Source organism: Stenotrophomonas acidaminiphila (assembly GCF_014109845.1).
Taxonomy (GTDB): domain Bacteria; phylum Pseudomonadota; class Gammaproteobacteria; order Xanthomonadales; family Xanthomonadaceae; genus Stenotrophomonas; species Stenotrophomonas acidaminiphila.
Map to the genome: position 1 here is coordinate 2,763,689 of NZ_CP043567.1, position 22,456 is coordinate 2,786,144.

General features: G+C 70.1%; 23 protein-coding genes and 1 pseudogene. 13 read left to right on the forward strand and 11 right to left on the reverse strand.

The features are described from left to right. Positions 1-18: 18 nt before the first annotated feature. Positions 19-600, forward strand: a complete 582-nt coding sequence (locus F0P95_RS12575) for an NAD(P)H-dependent oxidoreductase (RefSeq protein ID WP_182334512.1) — start codon at positions 19-21, stop codon at positions 598-600. A 72-nt stretch (positions 601-672) separates the two neighbouring features. Here the strand turns inward: F0P95_RS12575 and F0P95_RS12580 are convergent, their stop codons facing one another. The 3 genes from F0P95_RS12580 to F0P95_RS12590 are packed head-to-tail and all read right to left on the reverse strand — an operon-like array spanning position 673 to position 3,031. Further along, positions 673-927 carry a DUF6587 family protein gene (locus F0P95_RS12580; RefSeq protein WP_182334513.1) on the reverse strand — a complete coding sequence of 85 codons (255 nt, stop codon included), beginning with the start codon at positions 925-927 and terminating at the stop codon, positions 673-675. Continuing rightward, positions 927-2,789, reverse strand: a complete 1,863-nt coding sequence (feoB, locus tag F0P95_RS12585; RefSeq protein WP_182334514.1) for a ferrous iron transporter B — start codon at positions 2,787-2,789, stop codon at positions 927-929. Before feoB ends, F0P95_RS12580 begins: the two co-directional genes overlap by 1 nt. Further along, complete coding sequence (locus tag F0P95_RS12590) at positions 2,786-3,031, reverse strand: FeoA family protein (RefSeq protein WP_182334515.1); 246 nt, start codon at positions 3,029-3,031, stop codon at positions 2,786-2,788. The genes feoB and F0P95_RS12590 overlap by 4 nt, the downstream gene beginning before the upstream one ends. Before the next feature lie 120 nt (positions 3,032-3,151). Between F0P95_RS12590 and F0P95_RS12595 the strand changes: the two genes are divergently transcribed. From F0P95_RS12595 to yeiP, 5 genes are all read left to right on the forward strand, one after another. Further along, positions 3,152-3,949, forward strand: a complete 798-nt coding sequence (locus F0P95_RS12595) for an enoyl-CoA hydratase-related protein (protein WP_182334516.1) — start codon at positions 3,152-3,154, stop codon at positions 3,947-3,949. Then, positions 3,946-4,839: a hydroxymethylglutaryl-CoA lyase gene (locus F0P95_RS12600; RefSeq protein ID WP_182334517.1), complete on the forward strand. Its 894-nt coding sequence runs from the start codon at positions 3,946-3,948 to the stop codon at positions 4,837-4,839. Before F0P95_RS12595 ends, F0P95_RS12600 begins: the two co-directional genes overlap by 4 nt. A 26-nt stretch (positions 4,840-4,865) precedes the next feature. Next, positions 4,866-5,282, forward strand: coding sequence for a DUF4189 domain-containing protein (locus F0P95_RS12605; RefSeq protein WP_182334518.1), 417 nt, complete (start codon positions 4,866-4,868; stop codon positions 5,280-5,282). A 74-nt stretch (positions 5,283-5,356) separates the two neighbouring features. Continuing rightward, a complete protein-coding gene (locus tag F0P95_RS12610; RefSeq protein WP_182334519.1) occupies positions 5,357-6,127 on the forward strand; it encodes an SDR family NAD(P)-dependent oxidoreductase in 771 nt (256 codons plus the stop codon). Between the two features lie 67 nt (positions 6,128-6,194). Beyond that, positions 6,195-6,761 carry an elongation factor P-like protein YeiP gene (yeiP, locus tag F0P95_RS12615; protein ID WP_054666021.1) on the forward strand — a complete coding sequence of 189 codons (567 nt, stop codon included), beginning with the start codon at positions 6,195-6,197 and terminating at the stop codon, positions 6,759-6,761. A 154-nt stretch (positions 6,762-6,915) separates the two neighbouring features. Here yeiP and F0P95_RS12620 read toward each other — a convergent pair whose 3' ends face one another. The 5 genes and pseudogenes from F0P95_RS12620 to F0P95_RS12635 form a co-directional block, all read right to left on the reverse strand. Then, positions 6,916-7,182: a DUF2249 domain-containing protein gene (locus F0P95_RS12620; protein ID WP_182334520.1), complete on the reverse strand. Its 267-nt coding sequence runs from the start codon at positions 7,180-7,182 to the stop codon at positions 6,916-6,918. Positions 7,183-7,275: 93 nt separating this feature from the next. Beyond that, on the reverse strand, positions 7,276-8,625 hold the full coding sequence (locus F0P95_RS12625) for a lipoprotein N-acyltransferase Lnb domain-containing protein (protein ID WP_182334521.1): 1,350 nt from the start codon (positions 8,623-8,625) through the stop codon (positions 7,276-7,278). Positions 8,626-8,674: 49 nt separating this feature from the next. After that, a pseudogene (locus F0P95_RS17850) lies at positions 8,675-9,010 on the reverse strand (DUF4105 domain-containing protein); the annotation flags it as partial. After that, positions 9,010-9,309 (reverse strand): DUF2388 domain-containing protein, encoded by a 300-nt coding sequence (locus F0P95_RS12630; protein ID WP_182334522.1) that lies wholly within the window; start codon positions 9,307-9,309, stop codon positions 9,010-9,012. The gene F0P95_RS12630 and the pseudogene F0P95_RS17850, both read right to left, overlap by 1 nt. A 49-nt stretch (positions 9,310-9,358) precedes the next feature. Beyond that, a complete protein-coding gene (locus F0P95_RS12635) occupies positions 9,359-10,747 on the reverse strand; it encodes an FAD-binding oxidoreductase (RefSeq protein WP_182334523.1) in 1,389 nt (462 codons plus the stop codon). 207 nt (positions 10,748-10,954) lie between these two features. On the opposite strand from F0P95_RS12635, the gene serA reads away from it, so the two are divergent. Beyond that, positions 10,955-12,196 carry a phosphoglycerate dehydrogenase gene (gene serA, locus F0P95_RS12640; protein ID WP_182334524.1) on the forward strand — a complete coding sequence of 414 codons (1,242 nt, stop codon included), beginning with the start codon at positions 10,955-10,957 and terminating at the stop codon, positions 12,194-12,196. Positions 12,197-12,269: 73 nt separating this feature from the next. Here the strand turns inward: serA and F0P95_RS12645 are convergent, their stop codons facing one another. Beyond that, positions 12,270-12,827 carry an NUDIX hydrolase gene (locus tag F0P95_RS12645; RefSeq protein ID WP_056930837.1) on the reverse strand — a complete coding sequence of 186 codons (558 nt, stop codon included), beginning with the start codon at positions 12,825-12,827 and terminating at the stop codon, positions 12,270-12,272. 181 nt (positions 12,828-13,008) lie between these two features. Here F0P95_RS12645 and F0P95_RS12650 point away from each other — a divergent pair, with 181 nt between their 5' ends. From F0P95_RS12650 to F0P95_RS12675, 6 genes are all read left to right on the forward strand, one after another. After that, positions 13,009-14,487, forward strand: coding sequence for an amino acid permease (locus F0P95_RS12650; RefSeq protein WP_182334525.1), 1,479 nt, complete (start codon positions 13,009-13,011; stop codon positions 14,485-14,487). A gap of 64 nt (positions 14,488-14,551) precedes the next feature. Further along, positions 14,552-15,985, forward strand: coding sequence for an amino acid permease (locus tag F0P95_RS12655; RefSeq protein WP_182334526.1), 1,434 nt, complete (start codon positions 14,552-14,554; stop codon positions 15,983-15,985). Positions 15,986-16,193: 208 nt separating this feature from the next. Continuing rightward, complete coding sequence (locus F0P95_RS12660) at positions 16,194-16,841, forward strand: methylthioribulose 1-phosphate dehydratase (protein WP_054666043.1); 648 nt, start codon at positions 16,194-16,196, stop codon at positions 16,839-16,841. Positions 16,842-16,924: 83 nt separating this feature from the next. Further along, positions 16,925-17,479 (forward strand): 1,2-dihydroxy-3-keto-5-methylthiopentene dioxygenase, encoded by a 555-nt coding sequence (locus F0P95_RS12665; protein WP_182334527.1) that lies wholly within the window; start codon positions 16,925-16,927, stop codon positions 17,477-17,479. 166 nt (positions 17,480-17,645) lie between these two features. Then, positions 17,646-18,344, forward strand: coding sequence for an acireductone synthase (mtnC, locus tag F0P95_RS12670; protein WP_182334528.1), 699 nt, complete (start codon positions 17,646-17,648; stop codon positions 18,342-18,344). A 205-nt stretch (positions 18,345-18,549) separates the two neighbouring features. Then, the gene (locus F0P95_RS12675; RefSeq protein ID WP_182334529.1) at positions 18,550-19,053 is read left to right on the forward strand and encodes an MgtC/SapB family protein; all 504 of its coding nucleotides are present in this window, start codon (positions 18,550-18,552) and stop codon (positions 19,051-19,053) included. 13 nt (positions 19,054-19,066) lie between these two features. On the opposite strand, the gene F0P95_RS12680 is transcribed toward F0P95_RS12675, so the two are convergent. Beyond that, positions 19,067-20,233 (reverse strand): metallophosphoesterase, encoded by a 1,167-nt coding sequence (locus F0P95_RS12680; RefSeq protein ID WP_182334530.1) that lies wholly within the window; start codon positions 20,231-20,233, stop codon positions 19,067-19,069. A 240-nt stretch (positions 20,234-20,473) separates the two neighbouring features. Further along, positions 20,474-22,294, reverse strand: coding sequence for a DUF885 domain-containing protein (locus tag F0P95_RS12685; protein ID WP_182334531.1), 1,821 nt, complete (start codon positions 22,292-22,294; stop codon positions 20,474-20,476). Positions 22,295-22,456 lie beyond the last annotated feature (162 nt).

The following is a 22,456-nucleotide window of genomic DNA, read 5'->3' on the forward strand; positions in this document are numbered from 1 at the left end:
CCCTTGCCGGAGGTTGCCGTGTCCCGCTCCATCCTGATCCTGCTGGGCCATCCCGACCGCGACAGCCTGTGCGGCGCCGTCGCCCACAACTACGCCACCGCCGCCGGGGCTGCCGGCCACCGGGTGCGCCTGATCGCGCTGGGCGAGCTGGCCTTCGATCCGGTGCTGCACCATGGCTACCACCAGGTCCAGCCGCTGGAACCGGGCCTGGAGGATGCGGCCGAAGCGATCCGCGCCTGCGACCACCTGGTACTGGTCTACCCGACCTGGTGGGGCGGGATGCCGGCGTTGCTGAAGGGCTTCTTCGATCGCGTGCTGCTGCCGGGCTTCGCGTTCCGCTACCGGCGCGATTCGCCCTGGTGGGATCGCCTGCTGGCCGGTCGCAGCGCACGGGTGATCACCACCCTGGACACGCCGCCGTGGTACTACCGCTGGATCTACCGCGACCCGGGCATCGCCCAGGTCCGCGCCACCATCCTGGAATTCTGTGGCATCCGCCCGGTGCGGGTCAGCCGGCTGGGCGTGGTGCGCAACAGCACCCCGGCGCAGCGCGAACGGTGGCTGGCGCTGGCGTCCGAACTCGGGTCACGCGCAGGCTGAGCGGCGCGAGCGCGGACTCCGCGGCGCTGCCCGGGCCGTGCCCGGCCGGACCCATCGCCACCGGCGCGCGATTCAGTGTTGCCGCGGTGGATTCGGCCCGCAGCCGCCGCAGCCACCACAACCATCATCGCCGCCGGCCGCCGGCGGCGCCAGCCGGCGCCCCAGTGCCTGCAGCCGCGGCGAGCGCTGCGGCTTCACCAGCCACAGCACCAATGCCCCGCGCAGCCGGCGCACGGTACCGGGGAACTGCTTCTTCAGCACCACCCACGCGCTGGCCAGCACGGCCAGGGCGATGATGGCGTACTGCAGCAGCAGGCCCCGGTCCATCAGCCCGCCCCCAGCGCCACGGCGACCTGGTAGGTGACCAGCGAGGCCAGCCACGCCGCCGCGAACAGGTAGCCGGCGGCGAACGCCATCTGCTTCCACGAGTTGGTCTCGCGCTTGATCGTGGCCAGCGTGGAGATGCACATCGGCGCGTAGATGTACCAGACCAGCAGCGACAGCGCGGTGGCCAGCGACCAGCCATCGCTGATCAGCGGGGTCAGCGCCTGCGCCGCGGCATCGTCGTCGGCCGCCGACAGCGCGTACACCGTAGCCAGCGAGGCCACCGCCACTTCGCGCGCCGCCAGTCCGGGAATCAAGGCGATGCAGATCTGCCAGTTGAAGCCCAGCGGCGCGAAGAACACCGCCATCGCGTGGCCGATGCGCCCGGCGAAGCTGTAGTCGATGGCCGGCAGGGTGGCGTCGGCCGGCGCCGCCGGGAACGACAACAGGAACCACAGCAGGATGGTCAGCGCCAGGATGATGCCGCCGACCCGCTTGAGGAAGATCATGCCGCGCTCGTACAGCCCGACCGCCAGGTCGCGCAGGTGCGGCAGGCGGTAGGACGGCAGTTCCAGCAACAGCGGGTGCTCGGCCTTGTCGCGGCGGAACTTCTTCATCGTCCACGACATCGCCAGCGCGCTGAAGATACCGGCCGCGTACAGGCCGAACAGCACCAGCCCCTGCTGGTTGAACACGCCCCACACGGTCTTCTGCGGGATGAAGGCGCCGATCAGCAGCGCATACACCGGCAACCGCGCCGAACAGGTCATCAGCGGCGCGACCAGGATCGTCGCCAGCCGGTCGCGGGGGTCCTGGATGCTGCGCGTGGACATGATGCCCGGCACCGCGCAGGCGAAGCTGGACAGCAGCGGGATGAACGAGCGCCCGGACAGGCCGGCCGCCGCCATCATCCGGTCCAGCAGGAACGCCGCGCGCGGCAGGTAGCCGGATTCCTCGAGCGCGAGGATGAAGAAGAACAGGATCAGGATCTGTGGCAGGAACACCAGCACGCCGCCGACGCCGGCGATGATGCCGTCCACCAGCAGGCTGCTCAGCGGCCCTTCCGGCAGGGTCGAGCCGACCAGGGCGCCGAGCCAGGCGAAGCCGGCCTCGATGCCGTCCATCAACGGCGTGGCCCAGGCATAGACCGCCTGGAAGATCAGGAACATCACCACCGCCAGGGTCAGCAGCCCGACCACCGGGTGCAGCAGCCAGCGGTCCAGCGCGTCGTCGATCTTCGCCGTGCGCGTGGGCATGCTCACCGCGGCGGCGAGGATGTCGCGCACCTGGGCGTGGTGGTCGGCGGCCGGCACCACCTGCGGCGGCGCCATCGACGCCACCTGCGGCATCATCGCGTCGATCCGCGCGACCAGTTCGCTGGCGCCGTTGCGGCGCACCGCGACGGTTTCCACCACCGGCACGCCCAGCGCCCGTTCCAGCGCCGCCACGTCGATGGCGATGCCGCGCCGGCGCGCCGCGTCGACCATGTTCAGCGCCACGATCATCGGCTTGCCCAGCTCGCGCACTTCCAGCGCGAAGCGCAGGTGCAGGCGCAGGTTGGTGGCGTCGACCACGCACACCAGCGCATCGGGCGCCGGCTCGCCCGGATAGAAGCCGCGGCACAGGTCACGGGTGATGGCCTCGTCCAGGCTCGCCGGTTGCAGGCTGTAGGCTCCGGGCAGGTCCAGCACCGCGTATTCGCGCCCGGACGGGGCGCGCATGCGCCCTTCCTTGCGCTCGACGGTGACGCCGGCGTAGTTGGCCACCTTCTGCCGGCTGCCGGTGAGCTGGTTGAACAACGCGGTCTTGCCGCTGTTCGGGTTGCCCACCAGCGCCAGCCGCGACACGGTCGTCGCTGCGTTCATGCCACGTCCTCCTGCCTGATGCGGATGCGGGCGGCCTCGCTGCGCCGCAGCGCGAAGCGGGTGAAGCCGATCTGCACCAGCAGCGGCTCGCCGCCCACCGGCCCGCGCGCGACCACCCGCACGTCCTCGCCATCGACGAATCCCAGCTCCCTCAACCGCCGCGCAATCGCATCGTTGGGATGCAGGTCCTGCACCGCCTCCACCTGCGCGGGTGCATGCAGCGGCAAATCTGACAACGTCACTGAATGGCGCCTTTGAGTAGGTTGATAAGAATGGTTATCAATTGTAGCACCGTCGCACGGCGTCTTGCTGCCCTGGGCGCTCGGCTATGATCCGTGCACCCAAGACATGCATGGAATCCGATGAGCGAGGCACTGCTCGTTCGCCACGACACGGCCGTGGCAACGCTCTACCTGAACCGTCCGGAGCTGCACAACGCGTTCGACGCCGGCTTGATTTTCAGCCTGACCGCGGCACTGGAAGCGGCCGCCGCCGACCCGGCGGTACGCGCGGTGGTCCTGGCCGGGCATGGCCCCTCGTTCTCGGCCGGCGCCGACCTGCAGTGGATGCGCACCATGGCCGGCGCCTCGCAGGAGGAAAACCGCCAGGACGCACTGGCGCTGGCGCGGTTGATGCGCACCCTGGACGAACTGCCCAAGCCGACCATCGCCCGCGTCCACGGCGCCAGCTTCGGCGGGGGCGTCGGGCTGGTGGCCTGCTGCGATATCGCCATCGCCGCCGAGGGCGCCCGCTTCGGCCTGACCGAAAGCCGCCTGGGCCTGCTGCCGGCGGTGATCTCGCCGTATGTCCTGGCCGCCATCGGCCCGCGCCAGGCGCGGCGCTGGTTCGCCACCGGCGAACACTTCGACGCCGCCGACGCATTGCGCATGGGGCTGGTGCACCAGGTGGTCGCCGCCGACGCGCTCGACGCCGCGGTGCAGCGGCAGCTGGAGCTGATCGGCAAGGCCGGCCCGGTCGCCGCGGCGTCGGCCAAGGTGCTGGTGCGCGAGGTGCACGCCGCCCCGGCCGACCGCGATGCGCTCGACCGCGCCAATGCCGGCCTGATCGCCGCGCTGCGGGCTTCGGACGAGGGCCGCGAGGGCCTGTCGGCGTTCCTCGAGAAGCGTCCGCCGCGCTGGGCCGCGGAGGATCGGCGATGAGCGATTTCGTCCGCATCGTCGAGGTCGGCCCGCGCGATGGCCTGCAGAACGAGAAGCAGCAGGTCGCCACCGCCGACAAGATCGCGCTGATCGACCGGCTGTCGGCCACCGGCCTGCGCACCATCGAGGCCACCAGCTTCGTCAGCCCCAAATGGGTGCCGCAACTGGCCGACGCCGCCGAGGTCATGGCCGGCATCGCCCGCCGCCCCGGCATCGCCTATCCGGTGCTGGTGCCGAACGAACAGGGCTACGTGCGCGCGCTGGCGGCCGGGGCCAGCGAAGTGGCGGTGTTCACCGCCGCCTCCGAGCAGTTCAACCGCACCAACACCAATGCCGGCATCGACGAATCGCTGCAGCGCTTCGCACCGGTACTGGAACGGGCCAGGGCCGACGGCATCGCGGTACGCGGTTACGTATCCACCGTGCTGGGCTGCCCTTACCAGGGCGAGGTGCCGCTGGCCGACGTGGTGCGCGTGGCGCGCGCGCTGCACGCGATGGGCTGCCACGAAATCTCGCTGGGCGACACCATCGGCGTCGGCACCCCGCGCAAGGCGCGCGCGATGCTGCGCGCGGTGGCCGCGGAAGTGCCGATGGCGGCGCTGGCGGTGCACTTCCACGACACCTACGGGCAGGCCCTGGCCAACATCGCCGCCTGCCTGGAGGACGGCGTGCGCGTGGTCGATTCGGCGGTGGCCGGCACCGGCGGCTGCCCCTACGCGCGCGGCGCCAGCGGCAACGTCGCCAGCGAGGACGTGGTCTACATGCTGCACGGCATGGGCATGGACACCGGCATCGACCTGCCGGCACTGGCCGACACCGGGCGCTGGCTGGCCGGCGTGCTCGGCCGCGGCAACGGCAGCAAGGCCGGCCAGGCCATGACGCCCCCCTGATGAACGCAACGAAAGGACGCTCCCGCATGCTCCGCACCCCCCTGCTCATCGCCGCCCTGCTGCCCGCAGGCAGCGTCATGGCCGCCTCGGCCGTTGCCTTCTCCGATACCGGCGCCTACGGCTTCGGCTACAACCAGCCGTCGGCAAGCGTTGCCCTGCAGACCGCCATCGGCCACTGCGCGCGGCGCTCGGGCAACTGCACCGAAGTGGCCAGCACGTCGGCCGACAGCGGATACTCGGCCATCGCCAGCGGCAGCGCCGCGTTCGGCCATGCGCTGGGCGAGCGCGACGAGCGCGCCGCGATCGACAAGGCCCTGGCCATGTGCCGGCGCGCGGCGGACGACTGCCAGATCGAGTTCCTGTGGCGGGAACGGCCGGTACCCGCCACCCTCCGCCTGCCTGCGCACCCGCTGATGCCCGTCCCCGCGCCCCGCCCGTACTGAGCGGCCGCCGTCCTGCTGTAGGGACGGCCGCATCGGCTAGAATCAGCGACCAACCCATTGCAGGTAGCGTCCCGATGCAGCTGTCCTCCGTCCGCGCCGTCGTCACCGGCGGCGTTTCCGGCCTCGGCCTGGCCGTGGCCCGGCACCTGGTCGCCAACGGCGGCAAGGTCGCCCTGTTCGACCTCAACGAGGAAAAAGGCGCCGCCGCCGTCGCCGAGCTGGGCACGGACAATGCCCGCTACTTCACCACCAACGTCACCGACGAGGCCGGCGTGGCCGCCAACCTGGCCGCCGCGCGCGAGTTCCTGGGCGGGCTGAACGTGGTGATGAACTGCGCCGGCATCCTCGGCGCCGGCCGCGTGCTCGGCCGCGAGGCGCCGATGCCGCTGTCCAACTTCCAGGCCACGGTGATGGTCAACCTGGTCGGCAGCTTCAACGTGGCCAAGGCCGCCGCCGACCTGATGCAGCACAACGAGGCCGGCGTCGACGGCGAGCGCGGCGTGATCATCAACACCGCCTCGGTCGCCGCCTACGAGGGCCAGATCGGCCAGGCCGCCTATTCCGCCTCCAAGGGCGGCGTGGTCGGCATGACCCTGCCGATGGCGCGCGAGCTGTCGCGTTTCGGCATCCGCGTGATGACGATCGCCCCGGGCGTGTTCTGGACGCCGATGGTCGACGGCATGCCGGCCAACGTGCAGGAGTCGCTGGCCGCCTCGATCCCGTTCCCCTCGCGCCTGGGCCAGCCGGACGATTTCGCCGCGCTCGTCGGCCACATCATCGGCAACACCTACCTCAACGGCGAGACCATCCGCCTGGATGGCGCCGTGCGCCTGGCACCCAAGTGATCCACCCCGCGGGCGCCCACAAGGCGCCCGCTTCGATTCCACCCTTACCCCAACCGACTTTCCAAGCATGAAAGCCAGCGATATCAAGAAAGGCAACGTCGTCGAATACAACAACGGCGTCTACCAGATCCGCGACATCGAGCGCAGCTCGCCGCAGGGCCGCGGCGGCAACGTCCGCTTCCGTTTCATCATGTACAGCGTGCCGGGCGGCAACAAGCTCGACGCCAGCTTCGACGCCGACGACAACCTGAGCGAGGTCGAGCTGCTGCGCCGCCAGTCCACCTACTCGTACATGGATGGCGATGCGTTCGTGTTCCTGGACGACGAGGACTACACCCCGTACACGCTGGACGCGGACGTGATCGGCGACGACGCCGGCTACATCACCGAGGGCCTGACCGGCATCTACGTGCAGGTGATCGACGAGCAGCCGGTGGCGATCCAGTTGCCGCAGCACGTGACCCTGGAAGTGGTCGAGACCCCGCCGGAACTCAAGGGCGGCACCGCCACCAAGCGCCCGAAGCCGGCCAAGCTCAACACCGGCATCGAGATCATGGTCCCGGAGTACATCGCCAACGGCGAGCGCATCCTGGTCAACACCACCACCGGCGAGTTCGGCGGCCGCGCCGACTGATCCACGGCTGGCCACCATGCGACGGCGCCCGCGGGCGCCGTCGTCGTTCATGGTCATCGGCGGCGGTACGCGACCCGGCGCTGTCAGCAGGTCCCGCCGATGCCTGCGCCGGAAGCCGCGGCACGCCACTGGCGCCCGCGCCCCCCGCTGCAGATCACGCCTCGGGCAGCCCCTGGACGCCGAAATCGATCACCACCGCATCCGGTCCGCGCTGCAGGTAGCTGATCGACAGGTGCGCGCCGAAGCGCTGGCCAAGCTGGTCCAGCAGCGGGATCGGGTCGTGGTCGTTGATGAAACGCATGGTCTCGCCGTTGCGCAGCGCGCCCAGCGCACCGAAGATCGCCGAGTGGCGGAACCGCCGCGCCACGCCGCGCGCATCGAAGACGTGCACGTGCGGGGCCGGATCGAGGGAAACAGGCATTGCGGGAACTCCATCGTGGGAAACCCGGCCCATGCTAGGCCGCGCCGCCGCCGTCGCCCTGACCGGGGTCAAGAACGGCGCCGATGCCCCGGCTCAGTCCGGCACGGCCGCCAACGCGCGCATGCGTTCGGCCAGCCAGCGCACCCGCTGCCGGGTCTGCTCCAGTTCCTGGCGCCGTGCGGGTGGCAGGGCCCGTTCGGCGCTTTCATGCAGCGCCTGCCAGCGCGCCTGCCCGTCTTCGCCAAGCCGCGCGAGTGTCTGCTCCAGCGCGCCCAGGTCATCGGGTTGGGCGATGCCGTAGCCCCCGGCCGGCAGCAGTACTGCCGGCGCATCGAGCAGGCCGCTGAACTGCTGCCAGTCGGCCACCTGCGCCTGCAGTTCGGGCGGGGCGGCATCCAGGTGCCGCTTGAGCTGGGCGAGCGCGCGCAGTTCGGCACGGCGCAGCGCCGCCGTCTCCAGCACCCACCAGGCCGCGGTGGCCTGCAGCGGCAGGTCCGGCGCGGGCTCGCCGCGTTGTCGTGGCGGGCTCTCCAGCCAGCGTTCGAGCGGCAGCGGCGGCACCCTGCCCGCCTGCTGCAGGCCATGCAGCAGTTGCGCGTAATCCTGCCGGGCCGAGGCGAAGTACAGGCCCTGGCCGCTGTCCGGTGACGGCGCCAGGCGCGCGGCCAGGCCGGCGTCCTGCAGGCGCCGCAGCACGCCGCGCGGCGTGGTGGCCTGCAGCCGCCGTCGCGGCGGGGTCAACGCCAGGTCGAGCAGGCGCCCGCTCTCCACCGCGCAGTTGTTGCCGATGAAGCGATAGCGCCCGTCGTAGCTCCAGTGCGCGCGGGCGGCCAGTTGCAGCAGCGCGTCGATCTGCACCGGCGACAGCGACAGCGGCCAGGCCTGCAGGTCGCGCAGTTCGATCCGGGTGTATTCGTCGATCACCTGGTCCAGCGGCAGCACGAACAGCCGTGCCGGGTAGGCCCCGGTCAGCCCGCGCCAGTTGGAGATCTGCACGTCGTTGACGAAGGCGCGGAAGGACAGCACCCGGTGGTAGGCCAGGTCCATCCGGCAGCGCGGGCCCGGCTCGCGGCCCGGCGCGCAGACCACCAGCCGCAGCATGGAATGGCCGAAACGGCTCATCGCCGCGTCGCCAGCGCCGGCCAGCAGGTAATCCACCGCGTAGACGCGCGCCGGATCCAGCGTTTCCAGCTCCAGCTGCGCCGGCGCGGCGCCAGCCACCAGCAGCGGCAGTTCAGTGCCGCAGGCCGTCGCCGGCCCCGGCGCCGGCCCCAGCTGCTGCCGGTACCACGCCGCCAGCGCCGGCCGCCGGCAGCGGTACTGCGGGTCGAGCAGGTACCACTCCAGGTTGACCGCGAATGCCTCGGCCGGGCTGTGCCGCTCGTAGCCATCCGGGCTGCGCAGCGTGTACGGGTTGGCACCCCCGCCGGTCCCATCCGGCAAGCCGACGGAACGCCGCTTGCCGCGACCAGCCGCCGCCTTCGCCCCGGTCGAAGGCGTGGGCGATCTCATGCAGCACGGTGGCCCGGGCCAGGTCGTGCGCGGCGGCCGTAGCCGCCACCTCCAGCAGTTCCGGCGACAGCCGCAGCTGGCCACGCCGGTGGCGTCCGGCAATGTCGGCCGGCAGGCGCGGATCGAAGCGCAGCGTCAGCCGCCGCGGGTCGGCCTGCCAGCGTTCGGGCAGGCGTTCGCGGACCCGGGCGAACAGGTCGCGTGCGCGCTGCTGCGCCGCCGGGTCCAGCCCGGTCGGGTCCAGCGCCAGTTCCAGCGCCCGGCCACTGCCGCTGGCCAGCAGCAGCGCGACGGCCAGGCCCGCAGCCAGGCGCATCAGCGGGCGAGGATGGCCCGCGCCAGTTGCATGTCGCTGGCCTGGGCAGCGCCGGCATCGCGCTGGCGCAGGTGCAGCAGCGCGGCCTGCAGGCGCGCGCCGCGCAGGCGGCCGTCGCTGGCGACGAAGCCGGCGGCTTCCTCGCGCGCGGCCTGGATCACCTTGTCATCGCCCGAGGAACTGCTCGACCCCTTGGACGAGGCGCCCGCGGAGGTGCCGGCGGTGCTGCCGGCAAAACTGGAGGCCAGCAGCGGCGCGGAGGCGAGGAGCAGGATGCAGGACAGGAACGGACGGATCATCGGCGGAGGCAACGCTGGGGGACAGGAGGCGAGCGTAACCGGGCGCCGGCTACAGGTCGAACAGCTTGCCCGGATTCATCAAACCCAACGGGTCGAATGCCTGCTTCACCCCGCGCATCAACGCGATTTCCGCCGCATCGCGGGTGCTGGACAGATAGGGCTTCTTGACCAGGCCGATGCCATGTTCGGCCGAGATGCTGCCATGGAAACGGTGCAGCACCTGCGCCAGCAGCTTGGTCACGTGCTCGCACTGGCCCAGGAACTCGGCATCGCTGCTGTCCTCGGGCTTGAGCACGTTGATGTGCAGGTTGCCGTCACCGATATGGCCGAACCAGACCACGTCGAAATGCGGGTACGCGCCACCGATCAGCGCCTGCGCCTCGGCCAGGAAGGCCGGCATCGCCGAGATGCGCACCGACACGTCGTTCTTGTACGGCCGGTAGCGCGCCAGCGCCTCGGTGATGCCCTCGCGCAGGCGCCACAGCTGCTGCGCCTGGGCCTCGCTGGCGCTGATGACCCCGTCCAGCACCCAGCCCTGTTCCATGCAGTGCTCGAACGCGGCCAGCGCCGCGGCCTCGCCCGCCTCGTCGGCCGCGGCGTACTCGGTCACCACGTAGTACGGGTAGGTCTCGGCGAACGGATACTGCGCGCCATGCGCGCTGACGTGGTGCACCGCGCGATCGGTGAAGAATTCGAACGCCTCCAGCTGCATGCGCTCGCGGAACGCCGAGAACACCTGCATCAGCACCTCGAACGAAGGCAGCGCCAGCAGCATCACGTTGGTCGCCGGCGGCGGATCGACCAGCTTCAGCGTCGCCTCGACCACGATGCCGAGCGTGCCCTCCGAGCCGATCATCAGCTGGCGGAAGTCATAGCCGCTGGAATTCTTGATCAGGCCCTTGTTGAACTCGAGCAGCTCGCCGTTGCCGGCCACGACCTTGAGGCCGGCCACCCACTCGCGGGTATTGCCGTAGCGGATCACGCGGATGCCGCCGGCGTTGGTGGCGATGTTGCCGCCGATAGAGCAGGACCCGCGCGCGGCGAAATCCACCGGGTACTGCAGGCCGTGCTCGCGGGCGGCGTTGTGCACGGCCTCCAGCGGCATGCCGGCCTGCACGGTGAGGGTACGGTCCACCGCGTTGAAATCCAGCGCCTTGTTCAGGCGTTCCAGGCTCAGCACCAGTTCGCCATTGGCCGCCACCGCGCCGCCGGACAGGCCGGTACGCCCTCCCGAGGGCACCACCGCCACGGTGTTCTGGTTGGCCCAGCGCACCACCGCCTGCACCTCCTCGACGCTGCCCGGCAGCGCGATGGCCAGCGGTGCCGGCGCCCAGCGCCGGGTCCAGTCGCGCCCGTAATGCTCCAGGTCGGCCGGGTCGGTCTTCAGGCGCAGCCCCGGGCAGGCGTGCAGCAGGGTGTCCAGGCGCGGGTCGGTCATGGCGTTGCTTCGAAGGCGTGAAAGCCGGCAAGCGTGCCAGCCCGGCAGCGGCCCGTCCAGTCACCGCGACAGGGCCCGAGATGGCCGCGGTAAATTCAGATGAAACCTTTTGTGTTCAAGGCGTTGCCATATGGCGCAGCGCACCAAAATCCGGTGCGGTTCTGGCATAGTGAACAGTCCATCCCCCTCCAACCCGCCGTGGCCGCCATGTCGCCCAAGAAGACCTCGTTCCCGAAGCAGGACATCCGCGTTTTGTTGCTGGAGGGGGTCAGCCAGACCGCCGTGGATACCTTCAAGGCGGCCGGCTATTCGCAGATCGAGTACCACACCAAGTCGCTGCCCGACGATGAGCTGAAGGCGCGCATCGCCGAGGCCCACATCATCGGCATCCGCTCGCGCACGCAGCTGGACGCCGACGTCCTGGCCCATGCCAAGCGGCTGATCGCGGTGGGGTGCTTCTGCATCGGCACCAACCAGGTGGACCTGGAGGCGGCCGAACTGGCCGGCATCCCGGTGTTCAACGCCCCGTATTCCAACACCCGCTCGGTGGCCGAACTGGTGATCGCCGAGACCATCATGCTCACCCGCGGGGTGCCGCAGAAGAACGCCGAATGCCACCGCGGCGGCTGGTCCAAGTCGGCCGACGGCAGCCACGAGGTGCGCGGCAAGACCCTGGGCATCATCGGCTATGGCCACATCGGCACCCAGGTCGGCGTGCTGGCCGAGGCGCTGGGCATGCAGGTGATCTTCCACGACATCGAGACCAAGCTGTCGCTGGGCAACGCACAGCCGGCCGCCAGCCTGGACGACCTGCTCGCCCGCGCCGACATCGTCACCCTGCACGTGCCTGAAACCGCGGCCACGCAATGGATGATCGGTGCGCCGCAACTGGCGAAGATGAAGCGCGGCGCGCACCTGATCAACGCCGCGCGCGGCACCGTGGTGGTGATCGACGCGCTCGACGCGGCGTTGCGCTCGGGACACATCGGCGGCGCGGCGGTGGACGTGTTCCCGGTCGAGCCGAAGGGCAACGGCGACCGTTTCGAATCGCCGCTGGCCGCCCACGACAACGTGATCCTGACCCCGCACGTGGGCGGCAGCACGCTGGAGGCGCAGGACAACATCGGCGTCGAGGTGGCGGCCAAGCTGGTGCGCTACAGCGACAACGGCAGCACCCTGTCGGCGGTCAACTTCCCCGAAGTGACCCTGCCCGAGCACGAGCGCAGCCTGCGCCTGCTGCACATCCACCGCAACGTACCGGGCGTGCTGTCGCGGCTCAACGAAGTGTTCTCGCGCCACAACCTCAACATCGACGGCCAGTTCCTGCGCACCAACCCCAAGCTGGGCTACGTGGTGGTGGACATCACCGCCACCGTGGAACAGGCCAACGCGATCCGCGACGAACTGGCCGCGATCGACGGCACGCTGCGCACCCGCATCCTGTACTGAGCACGGCGCCCGCCACCGGGCGCCATCCCGCCACGGGCCCGGTCCGGCGCCGCCGGGATCGCGGCGCCTGGCCTCAGCGCGCGTGCGCCAGCCAGCGCAGCGCCATGCGCCGCAGCGAGGCGTCGGCCTGCGCATCGGCGGCGATGGCATCGATCTCGCGCCATGCCAGGTCCAGCGACTCCTCGCTGACCAGGAAGCGCTCGTCCGCACCGGCACGCACCACATAGCGCACGTCGTAGTGCCAGTGGCCCGGCACGTCGCCACGCTCGGGAATCCAGTGCCGGTCAAGATCGAACGGCGCCTGCGCCTGCAGCGACAACCCGGACAGGCCCGATTCTTCCTGAGCCTCGCGCAGCGCCACCGCCGCCAGGTCGCGCTCGCCGTCGGCATGCCCGCCCAACTGCAGCCAGCGCCCCAGCTTGCGGTGATGGGTCAGCAGCGCGCGCCGGCCATCGGCACTGACCAGCCAGGCGCTACCGGTGAAGTGCCCGTCCAGGCGCGAGCGCTGGAACGGATCCGCGCCCTGCCCGTCCAGCAGGCCCAGGAATCCCGCGGCCACCTCCGCATGCTCGGGCACCCGTCGCGCATAGTCCTGCAACGCATCGCGCAGGCTCCCATCGTGTTCGTACATGACTGCAGGCACATCCCATCGGTCCGACCAGGCGGCCATTATCACCGCCCATGCTGCACCTGCGCTTGTCGGTTTGGCCGCGCTTTGGCAAGGTAGGCCGTTGCCGGCGGTTCAGCTTGCCACACCCATGCGCATCCCCGGTGGATGCGCGGAAACACCATCAGGTCTGGAAAAACAGCGAATGCTCAAAACACTGTTGAGGGTCAAACCGGTCGAGCCGGCCGCACACGTGGACGCCGGCGAGCCGGTCGAAGGCAGCCTGCAGGGCGAAGCCACGCTCAAGCGCACCCTCACAGCCAGGCACCTGATCCTGTTGGGCATGGGCGCGGTGATCGGCGCCGGCATCTTCGTCATCACCGGGCAGGCGGCGGCCCACCACGCCGGCCCCGCGATCATGCTGTCGTTCGTGCTCGCCGGGCTGGCCTGCGCCTTCGCCGGCCTGTGCTACGCCGAGTTCGCGGCGATGATGCCGGTCTCCGGCAGCGCCTATTCCTACTCGTACGCCACCCTCGGCGAAGGCATGGCCTGGTTCATCGGCTGGTGCCTGGTGCTGGAGTACCTGTTCGCGTCCTCGTCGGTGGCGGTGGGCTGGTCGGCCTATCTACTCAGCTTCCTCACCAGCACCCTGCACCTGCCCTTCCCCGAGGCGCTGACCGCCGCGCCGATCGCGTGGGAGAACGGCCAGTTCGTCGCTTCCGGCAAACTGCTCAACCTGCCGGCGGTGCTGATCATCGCGGTGATCTCGGGGCTGCTGTACGTCGGCGTGACCCAGTCCACCTTCGTCAATGCGGTGATCGTCGCGATCAAGGTGGCGGTGATCTGCCTGTTCGTCGGCTTCGGCGCGATGTACGTCAATCCGGAGAACTGGACGCCCTTCATCCCCGACAACACCACCGGCGTGTTCGGTGAGTTCGGCTGGAGCGGGGTGTTCCGCGCCGCCTCCATCGTCTTCTTCGCCTACATCGGTTTCGACGCGGTCTCCACCGCCGCCGGCGAGACCAAGGACCCGCAGCGGAACATGCCGATCGGCCTGCTCGGCTCGCTGGCCGTGTGCACGATCATCTACATCGTGGTCTGCGCGGTGATGACCGGCCTCATGCACTACACCAAGCTGGGCACCGACAAGCCGGTGGCCACCGCGCTGGAGGCCTATGCCAACCTGGCGTGGCTCAAGACATGGGTCGAGATCGGCGCCATCGCCGGCCTGTCCTCGGTGGTGCTGGTGATGATGATGGGCCAGACCCGCATCGCCTACACCATTTCCCGCGACGGCCTGCTGCCGCAGGTGTTCGGCCGGGTGCATCCGAAGTTCCGCACGCCGCACCTGAGCACCGTGATCGTCGGTGCGCTGGCTGCCACGCTGGCCGGGCTGGTGCCGTTGAACGTACTGGGCGAACTGGTCGCGATGGGCACCCTGCTGGCGTTCGCCACGGTCTGCATCGGCGTGCTGATCCTGCGTCGCACCCGCCCGGAAATGCCGCGCGCGTTCCGGGTGCCCGCGGTGTGGCTGGTCGCGCCGCTGGGCGCGCTGATCTGCCTGAGCCTGTTCGCGATGGCCTTCGCCGCGCACTGGCTGGTGTTCGTGCTGTGGAACGTACTGGGCGTGGCCATCTACCTGGGCTACGGCATGCGCCACAGCAAACTGAACCGGAACGCCTGATTCCATTCCTTCCGGCCGGCCCCGCGCCGGCCGTTCCCGTACGCACGACGAGCGAACACGCACCATGTTCAAGCAACTGTGGGCCACCAAACATCCGCATGCCGCCCATGAAGAGGCCAATGGCCTGAGCCTGCGCCGCACTCTGGGGCCCTGGGGCCTCACCGCACTGGGCATCGGCGCGGTCATCGGCGGCGGCATCTTCGTCATCACCGGGCAGGCCGCGGCCAACCACGCCGGCCCGGCAATCATGCTGTCCTTCGTGCTGGCGGCAGTGTGCTGCGCGTTCTGCGCGATGGCCTACGCCGAATTCGCCTCGATGGTGCCGGTCTCCGGCAGCGCCTACACCTACACCTACGCCACCTTCGGCGAGCTTTCGGCCTGGTTCATCGGCTGGATGCTGGTACTCGAGTACGGCGTCTCCGCCTCGGCGGTGGCGGTGAGCTGGACCGGCTACTTCCTCAGCCTGCTCAGCCATTTCGACATCTACCTGCCGGCGGCGCTGGTCAACGCGCCACTGGACGCCCAGCTGCGCCCGACCGGCGCCATCGCCAACATCCCCGCCGCCGTGCTGGTGCTGCTGCTGACCTGGCTGTGCTACGTGGGCATCAGCAAGTCCTCGGCGATGAACATGGCCATGGTCATCCTCAAGACCGGCCTGATCCTGCTGGTCATCATCGCTGGCTGGAAGTACGTGGACCCGGCCAACTGGACCCCGTTCATTCCCGCCAACGAAGGCCCGGGCAAGTACGGCTTCGATGGCGTGCTGCGTGGTGCGGCGATGGTGTTCTTCGCCTACATCGGCTTCGAAGCGGTCTCGGTAGCCGCCCAGGAATCGCACCGCCCGCAGCGCGACCTGCCGATCGGCATGCTGCTGTCGCTGGTGATCTGCACCGTGCTGTACATCGCCATGGCCGCGGTGATGACCGGCCTTGTCCCGTACAAGCTGCTGGGCACCGCCGAGCCGGTGGTGACCGCGGTCGCCGCGCATCCGCAGCTGGACTGGCTGCGCATCATCGTCGAGGTCGGCGCCTTGATCGGCCTGTCCTCGGTGGTGCTGGTGATGGTGATCGGCCAGCCGCGCATCTTCATGATCATGGGCCGCGACGGCCTGCTGCCGCCGGTGTTCACCAGGATCCACCCCAAGTACCGCACGCCGCACATCAACACGGTGATCACCGGCATCGGCATCGCCCTGCTCGCCGCGCTGTTCCCGCTGGACATCCTCGGCGAACTGACCTCGATGGGCACCCTGATCGCCTTCGCCGCGGTCTGCGCCGGCGTGCTGGTCCTGCGCCGCACCCAGCCGGACCTGCCGCGCCCGTTCCGCATCCCGATGGCCTGGTTGATCTGCAGCCTCGGCGTGCTCAGCTGCATCGCCCTGCTGACCGCCATGACCCTGCACAACTGGATGCTGATGGGCCTGTGGACCGCCACCGGCTTCATCATCTACTTCGCCTACGGCATGCGCCACAGCAAGCTGGGCGGCCGCAACGGCTGAGCAGGTCACAGCGCCGGCCCCTTCGAAGCCCGGGTGGAGACACCCGGGCTTTTCTTCTCTGCCCAGGCGATGCGCGTCGCCGCACATCCCGCGCGCGGGGCGCGATGGCCTCCGCGGCATGGACGGTGCCGCGTGCATGGCATGCCGGGCCACGGGCCTGGCGCCCCGCGGCCCCTAAGAACGTCCCCGGCTGGGTAGAATGCGCGGCATGAATGCCCCCACTGTCCCCTATGACGCCCAGCGGCTGAGCGAACTGGCGCAGCTGCTGATCGACAACGTCCGCGAACTGGCCCGGGCCGGCTGGACGCCGGCCACCAGCAGCAACTTCTCGCACCGCCTGGACGACCGCCATGCGGCGATCACCGTGTCCGGCAAGGACAAGGGGCGGCTGGTCGAGGCCGACATCATGGTCGTGGACTTCGACGGCAAGGCCGTGGGCAGGCCGCTGCGCCCGTCGGCCGAGACCCTGCTGCATACCCAGCTCTACGCGCGCTTTCCCGAGGTGAACTGCGTGCTGCACACGCATTCGCCGGTGCAGACCATCGCCTCGCGCCTGTATGGCGGCGACGGCCACGTGCGCCTGGAGGGCTACGAGCTGCTCAAGGCGCTGCACGGCAACGCCACCCACGAGACCGCGGTGGACCTGAAGGTGTTCGCCAACACCCAGGACATGGATGTGCTCGCCGCGCAGGTGGAAGCCGAACTCGACAAGGGCCCGATGTGGGGCTACCTGATCGATGGCCACGGCCTGTACGCCTGGGGCCGCGACATGGCCGAGGCGCGCCGCCACCTGGAAGCGTTCGAGTTCCTGCTCCACTGCGAACTGGAGCTGCGCCGGCTGCGCGCCGCCGTCTGAGTCCGTTTCCCGCGGGCATCCGCGCGCCGGTGGGGCCGGCTGCCCTGCTACCCTTCCCGTTCCCCACGCCTCGAGCCGCCGCCATGAGCCGACTGCGCATCTTCAACGACACCGACCCCGACACCGTGCTGCTGGACAGCCGCGATGGCGCGGTCATCCGCGCCGAACTGGAGAAGATCGGCGTCACCTTCGAGCGCTGGCAGGCCCGGCATCCGGTCGCGCCGGGCGCCAGCCAGGAGGACGTGTTCGCCGCCTACCGCGAGGACATCGACCGCCTGGTCGCCGCGCATGGTTTCAAGAGCGTGGACGTGGCGTCTATCGCGCCGGACAACCCCGCCCGCGAGCAGATCCGCCTCAAGTTCCTCGACGAGCACTATCACAAGGAGGACGAAGTGCGTTTCTTCGTCGCCGGCTCGGGCCTGTTCACCCTGCACGTGGGCGACAAGGTCTACGAGGTGGAGTGCGTCAAGGACGACCTGATCGCGGTGCCCGATGGCGCCACCCACTGGTTCGACATGGGCCCGGAGCCGAGCTTCGTCGCGATCCGCTTCTTCACCGAGCCCGATGGCTGGGTCGGCCACTTCACCGGCACCGACATCGCACGCAAGTTCCCGCGCTACACGCCGGAACCGGCCTGAGCGTGGACGCCCGCGCGGTGCCGTGCGCGGGGCGGGTTCACGCCTGCCAGCGTGCTGCGCCGCACCTGCCCCACCCCGCACCCGCACCGCCGCCGCGCGCTGCCATCGCCCTGACTGCCCCACGCGGCAGCTTCCCCCGGCAGGGGAAGGAACCGGAACCACCGTCATGACCGTCCGCGCCATCCTCACCGACATCGAAGGCACCACCTCCAGCATCTCCTTCGTCAAGGAAGTGCTGTTCCCCTATGCACGCGCCGCCCTGCCCGGCTTCGTCCGCGCGCACGGGCAGGAACCGGAGGTGCGCCGCTGGCTCGATGCGGTCGCCACCGAGATCGCCGCCAGCGCCTGCCAGGACGAGGTCGTCGTCGAGGCCCTGCAGGGCTGGATCGACCAGGACCGCAAGCACACCGCGCTCAAGGCGCTGCAGGGCATGATCTGGGACGCCGGCTACCGCAACGGCGACTACACCGCGCACCTGTACCCGGAGGTCGCCGCGGTGCTGCGTGGCTGGCATGCCGCCGGCATCCCGCTGTACGTGTACTCCTCCGGCTCGGTGCCGGCGCAGAAGCTGTTCTTCGGCTACAGCGACGCCGGGGACCTCAGCGGCCTGTTCTCCGGCCATTTCGATACCGAGGTCGGCGGCAAGCGCGAGGCCGGCAGCTATGCGCGCATCGCCGGTGCCATCGGCATCGCGGCGCACGACATCCTGTTCCTGTCCGACATCGTCGAGGAGCTGGACGCGGCGCGCGAGGCCGGGCTGCGCACGGTGCTGCTGGACCGCCGCGACGACTACCCGATGCCACGCACCGGCAACGCCACGCATGGCCACGTCCGGGTGGAGAACTTCGAACAGATCACGCCCTGAGCGCAGCCGGCGGCTCTCCACGCAGGACCATGACGGCCCCTCACGGGGCCGTTGCCGTCTGCGGGCCGCTGCCGGTGCGCTTGCTCCCGGCCGGCCGCTGGCGCCGGCACCGGCGCGGTCATCACCCGGGTCGCATCGGCGCGATGCTAGCGTGCGCCGACATCCCGTGCGTCGACACGCACCGCAACCGTGCCGGAGGCATCCGATGAGCATCACCGCGCAGGTCGGCCAGGCGCTGGCCGCCGAATTCGCCATCCCCGACGTCGCCACCCTGACCGTCGTCGCCACCCGCCTGCTCACCGCCATCGTGCTCGGCGGCGCGCTGGGGCTGGAACGCGAGAGCAAGGGCCGCGCGGCAGGGCTGAAGACCCATATCCTGGTATCGGTGGGCTCGGCGCTGTTCGTGCTGGCGCCGCTGCAGATGGGCATCAGCGGCGCCGATGTCACCCGGGTCATGCAGGGCATCGTCTCGGGCATCGGTTTCCTTGGCGCCGGTGCCATCCTCAAGCAGGACCGCAAGGAACGCGTGCAGGGCCTGACCACCGCCGCCGGCATCTGGATGACCGCGGCGATCGGCATGGCCGCCGGCATGGGCATGCAGATGGTGGCGCTGGCCACCACCGTGGCCGCGCTGGCGGTGGTCAGCGCGCTGCCGCGGCTGATGCCGGACAGGAAGGCCGCGGCCGCCGGCATGGCCGCAGGGGACTAGGACCGCGGGCGTCTCAACGGGCGCGCGCCTGCCCGGCCTTCAACACCAGCACATCGATACTGGACGGGACGCCCAGGCGCACGCTGAAGCCATCCCACTGCCCGGCACCGCTGCTGACGAACAGGGTCATGGCCCCGACCCGGTAGTCGCCGCGCACGTAACCGTGGTTGGCTGGCGCCACCACCCAGCGGTCGAACCCGAGCATGTGCCCGCCATGGGTGTGGCCGGATACCTGCAGGTCGAACGCGCCGGTGGCTGCCGCCGCGCGCGCCTGCTTCGGCTGGTGGGCAAGCAGGATATGGGCGTCGCTGCCCTTGCCCGCCGCGATCACTGCCGGCAGGTCGGGGGCAAGCCCGCCACGCATGTAGGCGCTGGGGCGCAGCGCGGCCAGGTCGCCCACGCCCGACACCGCCAGCGTGCGGCCGCCGATGTGGAGCCGGGCGGTCTGGTTCTCCAGCACGCCCAGGCCCATGCCACGGAAGTGCGCCATCCAGCGCCGGTAGCCGTGGTAGTACTCGTGGTTGCCCGGCGCCACCCATACGCCGTGCGGCGCGGCCAGTTCGGCCAGCGGGGCGACGAACGCCGCCGTGTCCTCGACCTCGCCGTCGACCATGTCGCCCGGCAGCACGATCAGGTCCGGGTGCGTGGCCATCACCGCATCGACGACGCGGCGCGTGCGCCAGGTGCGCTTGACCGGGCTGGCGTGCAGGTCGGCGATCACCGCCATGCGCAGGCCGTCCAGTTCCTGCGGCAGGCCCGGCACCACCAGCGCACGCTCATGCACCGCTGGCGGCTTCAGGCCATTGACGATGCCCAGCGTGGCCAGCAGCACGATCAGCGCGGCGGCGGCCTGGTTGGCGCGTGCGCCATGCCACGACGTGGCCAGGGCGGAGGTGCGGGGCGCCAGCCGCGACAGCAGCCAGCCAAGCTCGCGCAGCGCCAGCCAGGCCAGCAGCATCACGAACATCGCCAGCACCCAGCCGAGCACCAACTGGATCCACGCTTCGGCCGCGTACGCCAGCACGTCCATCCGCCACAGCGCGGCCAGGCCCACTCCGACCAGGGCCAGCGCCACGCTGGTGCCAAGGTGCCAGCGGCGCTGCCGCCTTCCGGGAAACTGCACGGGCCACCACAACCACAGGGCAAGCAGCGGCAGGAGCAACGATACGATCAGGGTCATCTGCGGGGAGAGCGGGCGGGCCGGCGCGGACGTTGCCGTCCGGCCGCCATGGAGTCGTTCAAGAGGAAGCAGGAATCATGCGGCACGGCCGCACCGGCGGCGAGAGCGGCGGCTGCACCAGTGCGTTGCTGCAGCGTGGCGACAGACGGACGTCGGCGGCAGCTGACGCTGGCGACGCCGCCGGCATCACCGGGCAACGGAGGCGGCAACACGGCCGCCCCCGTCCACGCCCGGCGCTGCTCAGCCGCCCTGGGTGGCGATCCAGCCGTCGACCTTTTCTTCCAGCACGTCCAGCGGCACCGAACCGTCCTTCAGCACCTCGGCATGGAACTGTCGGATGTCGAACTTGCCGCCCAGCTTCTGTTCCGCGCGCCGCCGCAGCTCCTGGATCTTCAGCTCGCCGGTCTTGTAGGCCAGCGCCTGGCCCGGCCATGCAATGTAGCGCTCGGCCTCGGCCACCGCATCGGGCTCGCTCACCGAGGAATTGGCGAACATGTAGTCCAGCACCTGCTGCCGGCTCCAGCCCTTGGCGTGCAGCCCGGTATCCACCACCAGCCGCACCGCGCGCCACAGCTCGCCCTGCAGGCGGCCAAAATAGCTGTACGGATCGGTGTAAACGCCCAGGTCCTTGCCCAAGCTTTCGGCGTACAGGCCCCAGCCTTCGATGAAGGCGGTCTCGCCGCCGAAGCGGCGGAACGCCGGCACGCCCTGCAGTTCCTGCTGCAGCGCCAGCTGGAAGTGGTGGCCCGGAATCGCCTCGTGCAGGAACAGGTCCTCCGCGTCCCACGTCTTGCGGGTCGGTAGATCGTAGGTGTTGACGTAGAAGATGCCCGGGCGGCTGCCGTCCTCGCTGGGCTGCATGTACTCGCCGCCGGCCGCCGACTTGGCGCGGAACGCCTCGATCGGGCGGATCTCGAAACCGGCCTTCGGCGTCAGCGAGAACAGCTTGGGCACGTTGGCGTTGATCTTCGCCTCCAGCCCACGGTAGTGCTCCAGCAGCGCCGCCTCCGAGCCGAATTCGAACTGCTTGTCGTGCTGCATGAACTTGAAGAAGTCCTGCAGCGAGCCCTTGAAGCCGACCTGCTGCATCACCGTGCGGATCTCGCCGTGGATGCGCTCCACTTCCTTCAGGCCGATCTCGTGGATCTGCTCCGGGGTCTGCGCGGTGGTGGTGCTCTCCTTGGCGTTGAAGGCATACCACGCCTTGCCGTCGGGCAACGCGTCCAGGCCCACCGTGTCGCGGGTCGCCGGCAGGTACTCGTTGGCGATGAAGTCACGCTGCTTCCTGATCGCCGGCAGCAGCTGCTGTTCGATCAGCGTGCGGTAGGCCGCGGCCAGGCGTTCCTTGTCGGCCTGCGCGAAATCGGCCGGCATCGCCTTGATCGGCCCCCAGAACTGGCTGTCCTCGGCGCCCTTGGCCGCCAGGATCTCATCGAACTGCGGCACCACCTTTTCCATCAGCACGCGCGGCTGCACCACTCCGGCCTTCATGCCTTCGCGCATGTTGGCGATCTCGGTATCCAGCAGCACCGGGATGCGCGCGGCGCGCGCCAGCCAGTTGTCGTAGTCCTTCACCGTCTTGAACGGCTGCGCGACCTGGCCCGAGCCCAGCATCACCGCGTAGCTCACGGTCGAGCCCATCTGGTTGACCGGCATCATCCAGCCGGGGAACTTCTCGCCTTCCAGCGACTGCTTCTGCTCCTGGACGAAGATGCGGTAGCTGAGCAGGTCCTGCCCGGCCAGCCCGGCATCGCCGATCTTCTCCGCCTTGTCCAGCCATTCGCGGGTGAAGTCGTGGCTCTGCTTGCGGAACTGCGCCGAGCCGAAATCCGGCAGCTGGTCGTTGTAGCGGTTGTCGCCCTGGAAGGTCGCCTGCAACGGGTTCAGCTTCAGCACGCCCTCCCAGTAGTCGGCATAGAGCTGGTTGAGCCGGGCGGCCTTGTCGGCCTGCGGCGCCTGGCTGGCGGCATCGCCCGCGGCCGGCTGCGTGGACGGGGAACAGGCGGCCAGCACGGTGGCCAGGGACAGCGAAACGGACAGGGCCAGGGGACGCAGCGTCATCGGGAATCCATCGGATGCAGGAAGCCACCAGCGTCCACGCAGCGCTCCCGCCGGGGAAAGGGCCAAAGGTCATTGCCGCGGCGACCATCGCCGCCGCGCCGGCAACGCGTCATAATCCGCGCCCGTTCCCGCGCCCGTTGCGGCGGGCGCCTCCCCCCTTCC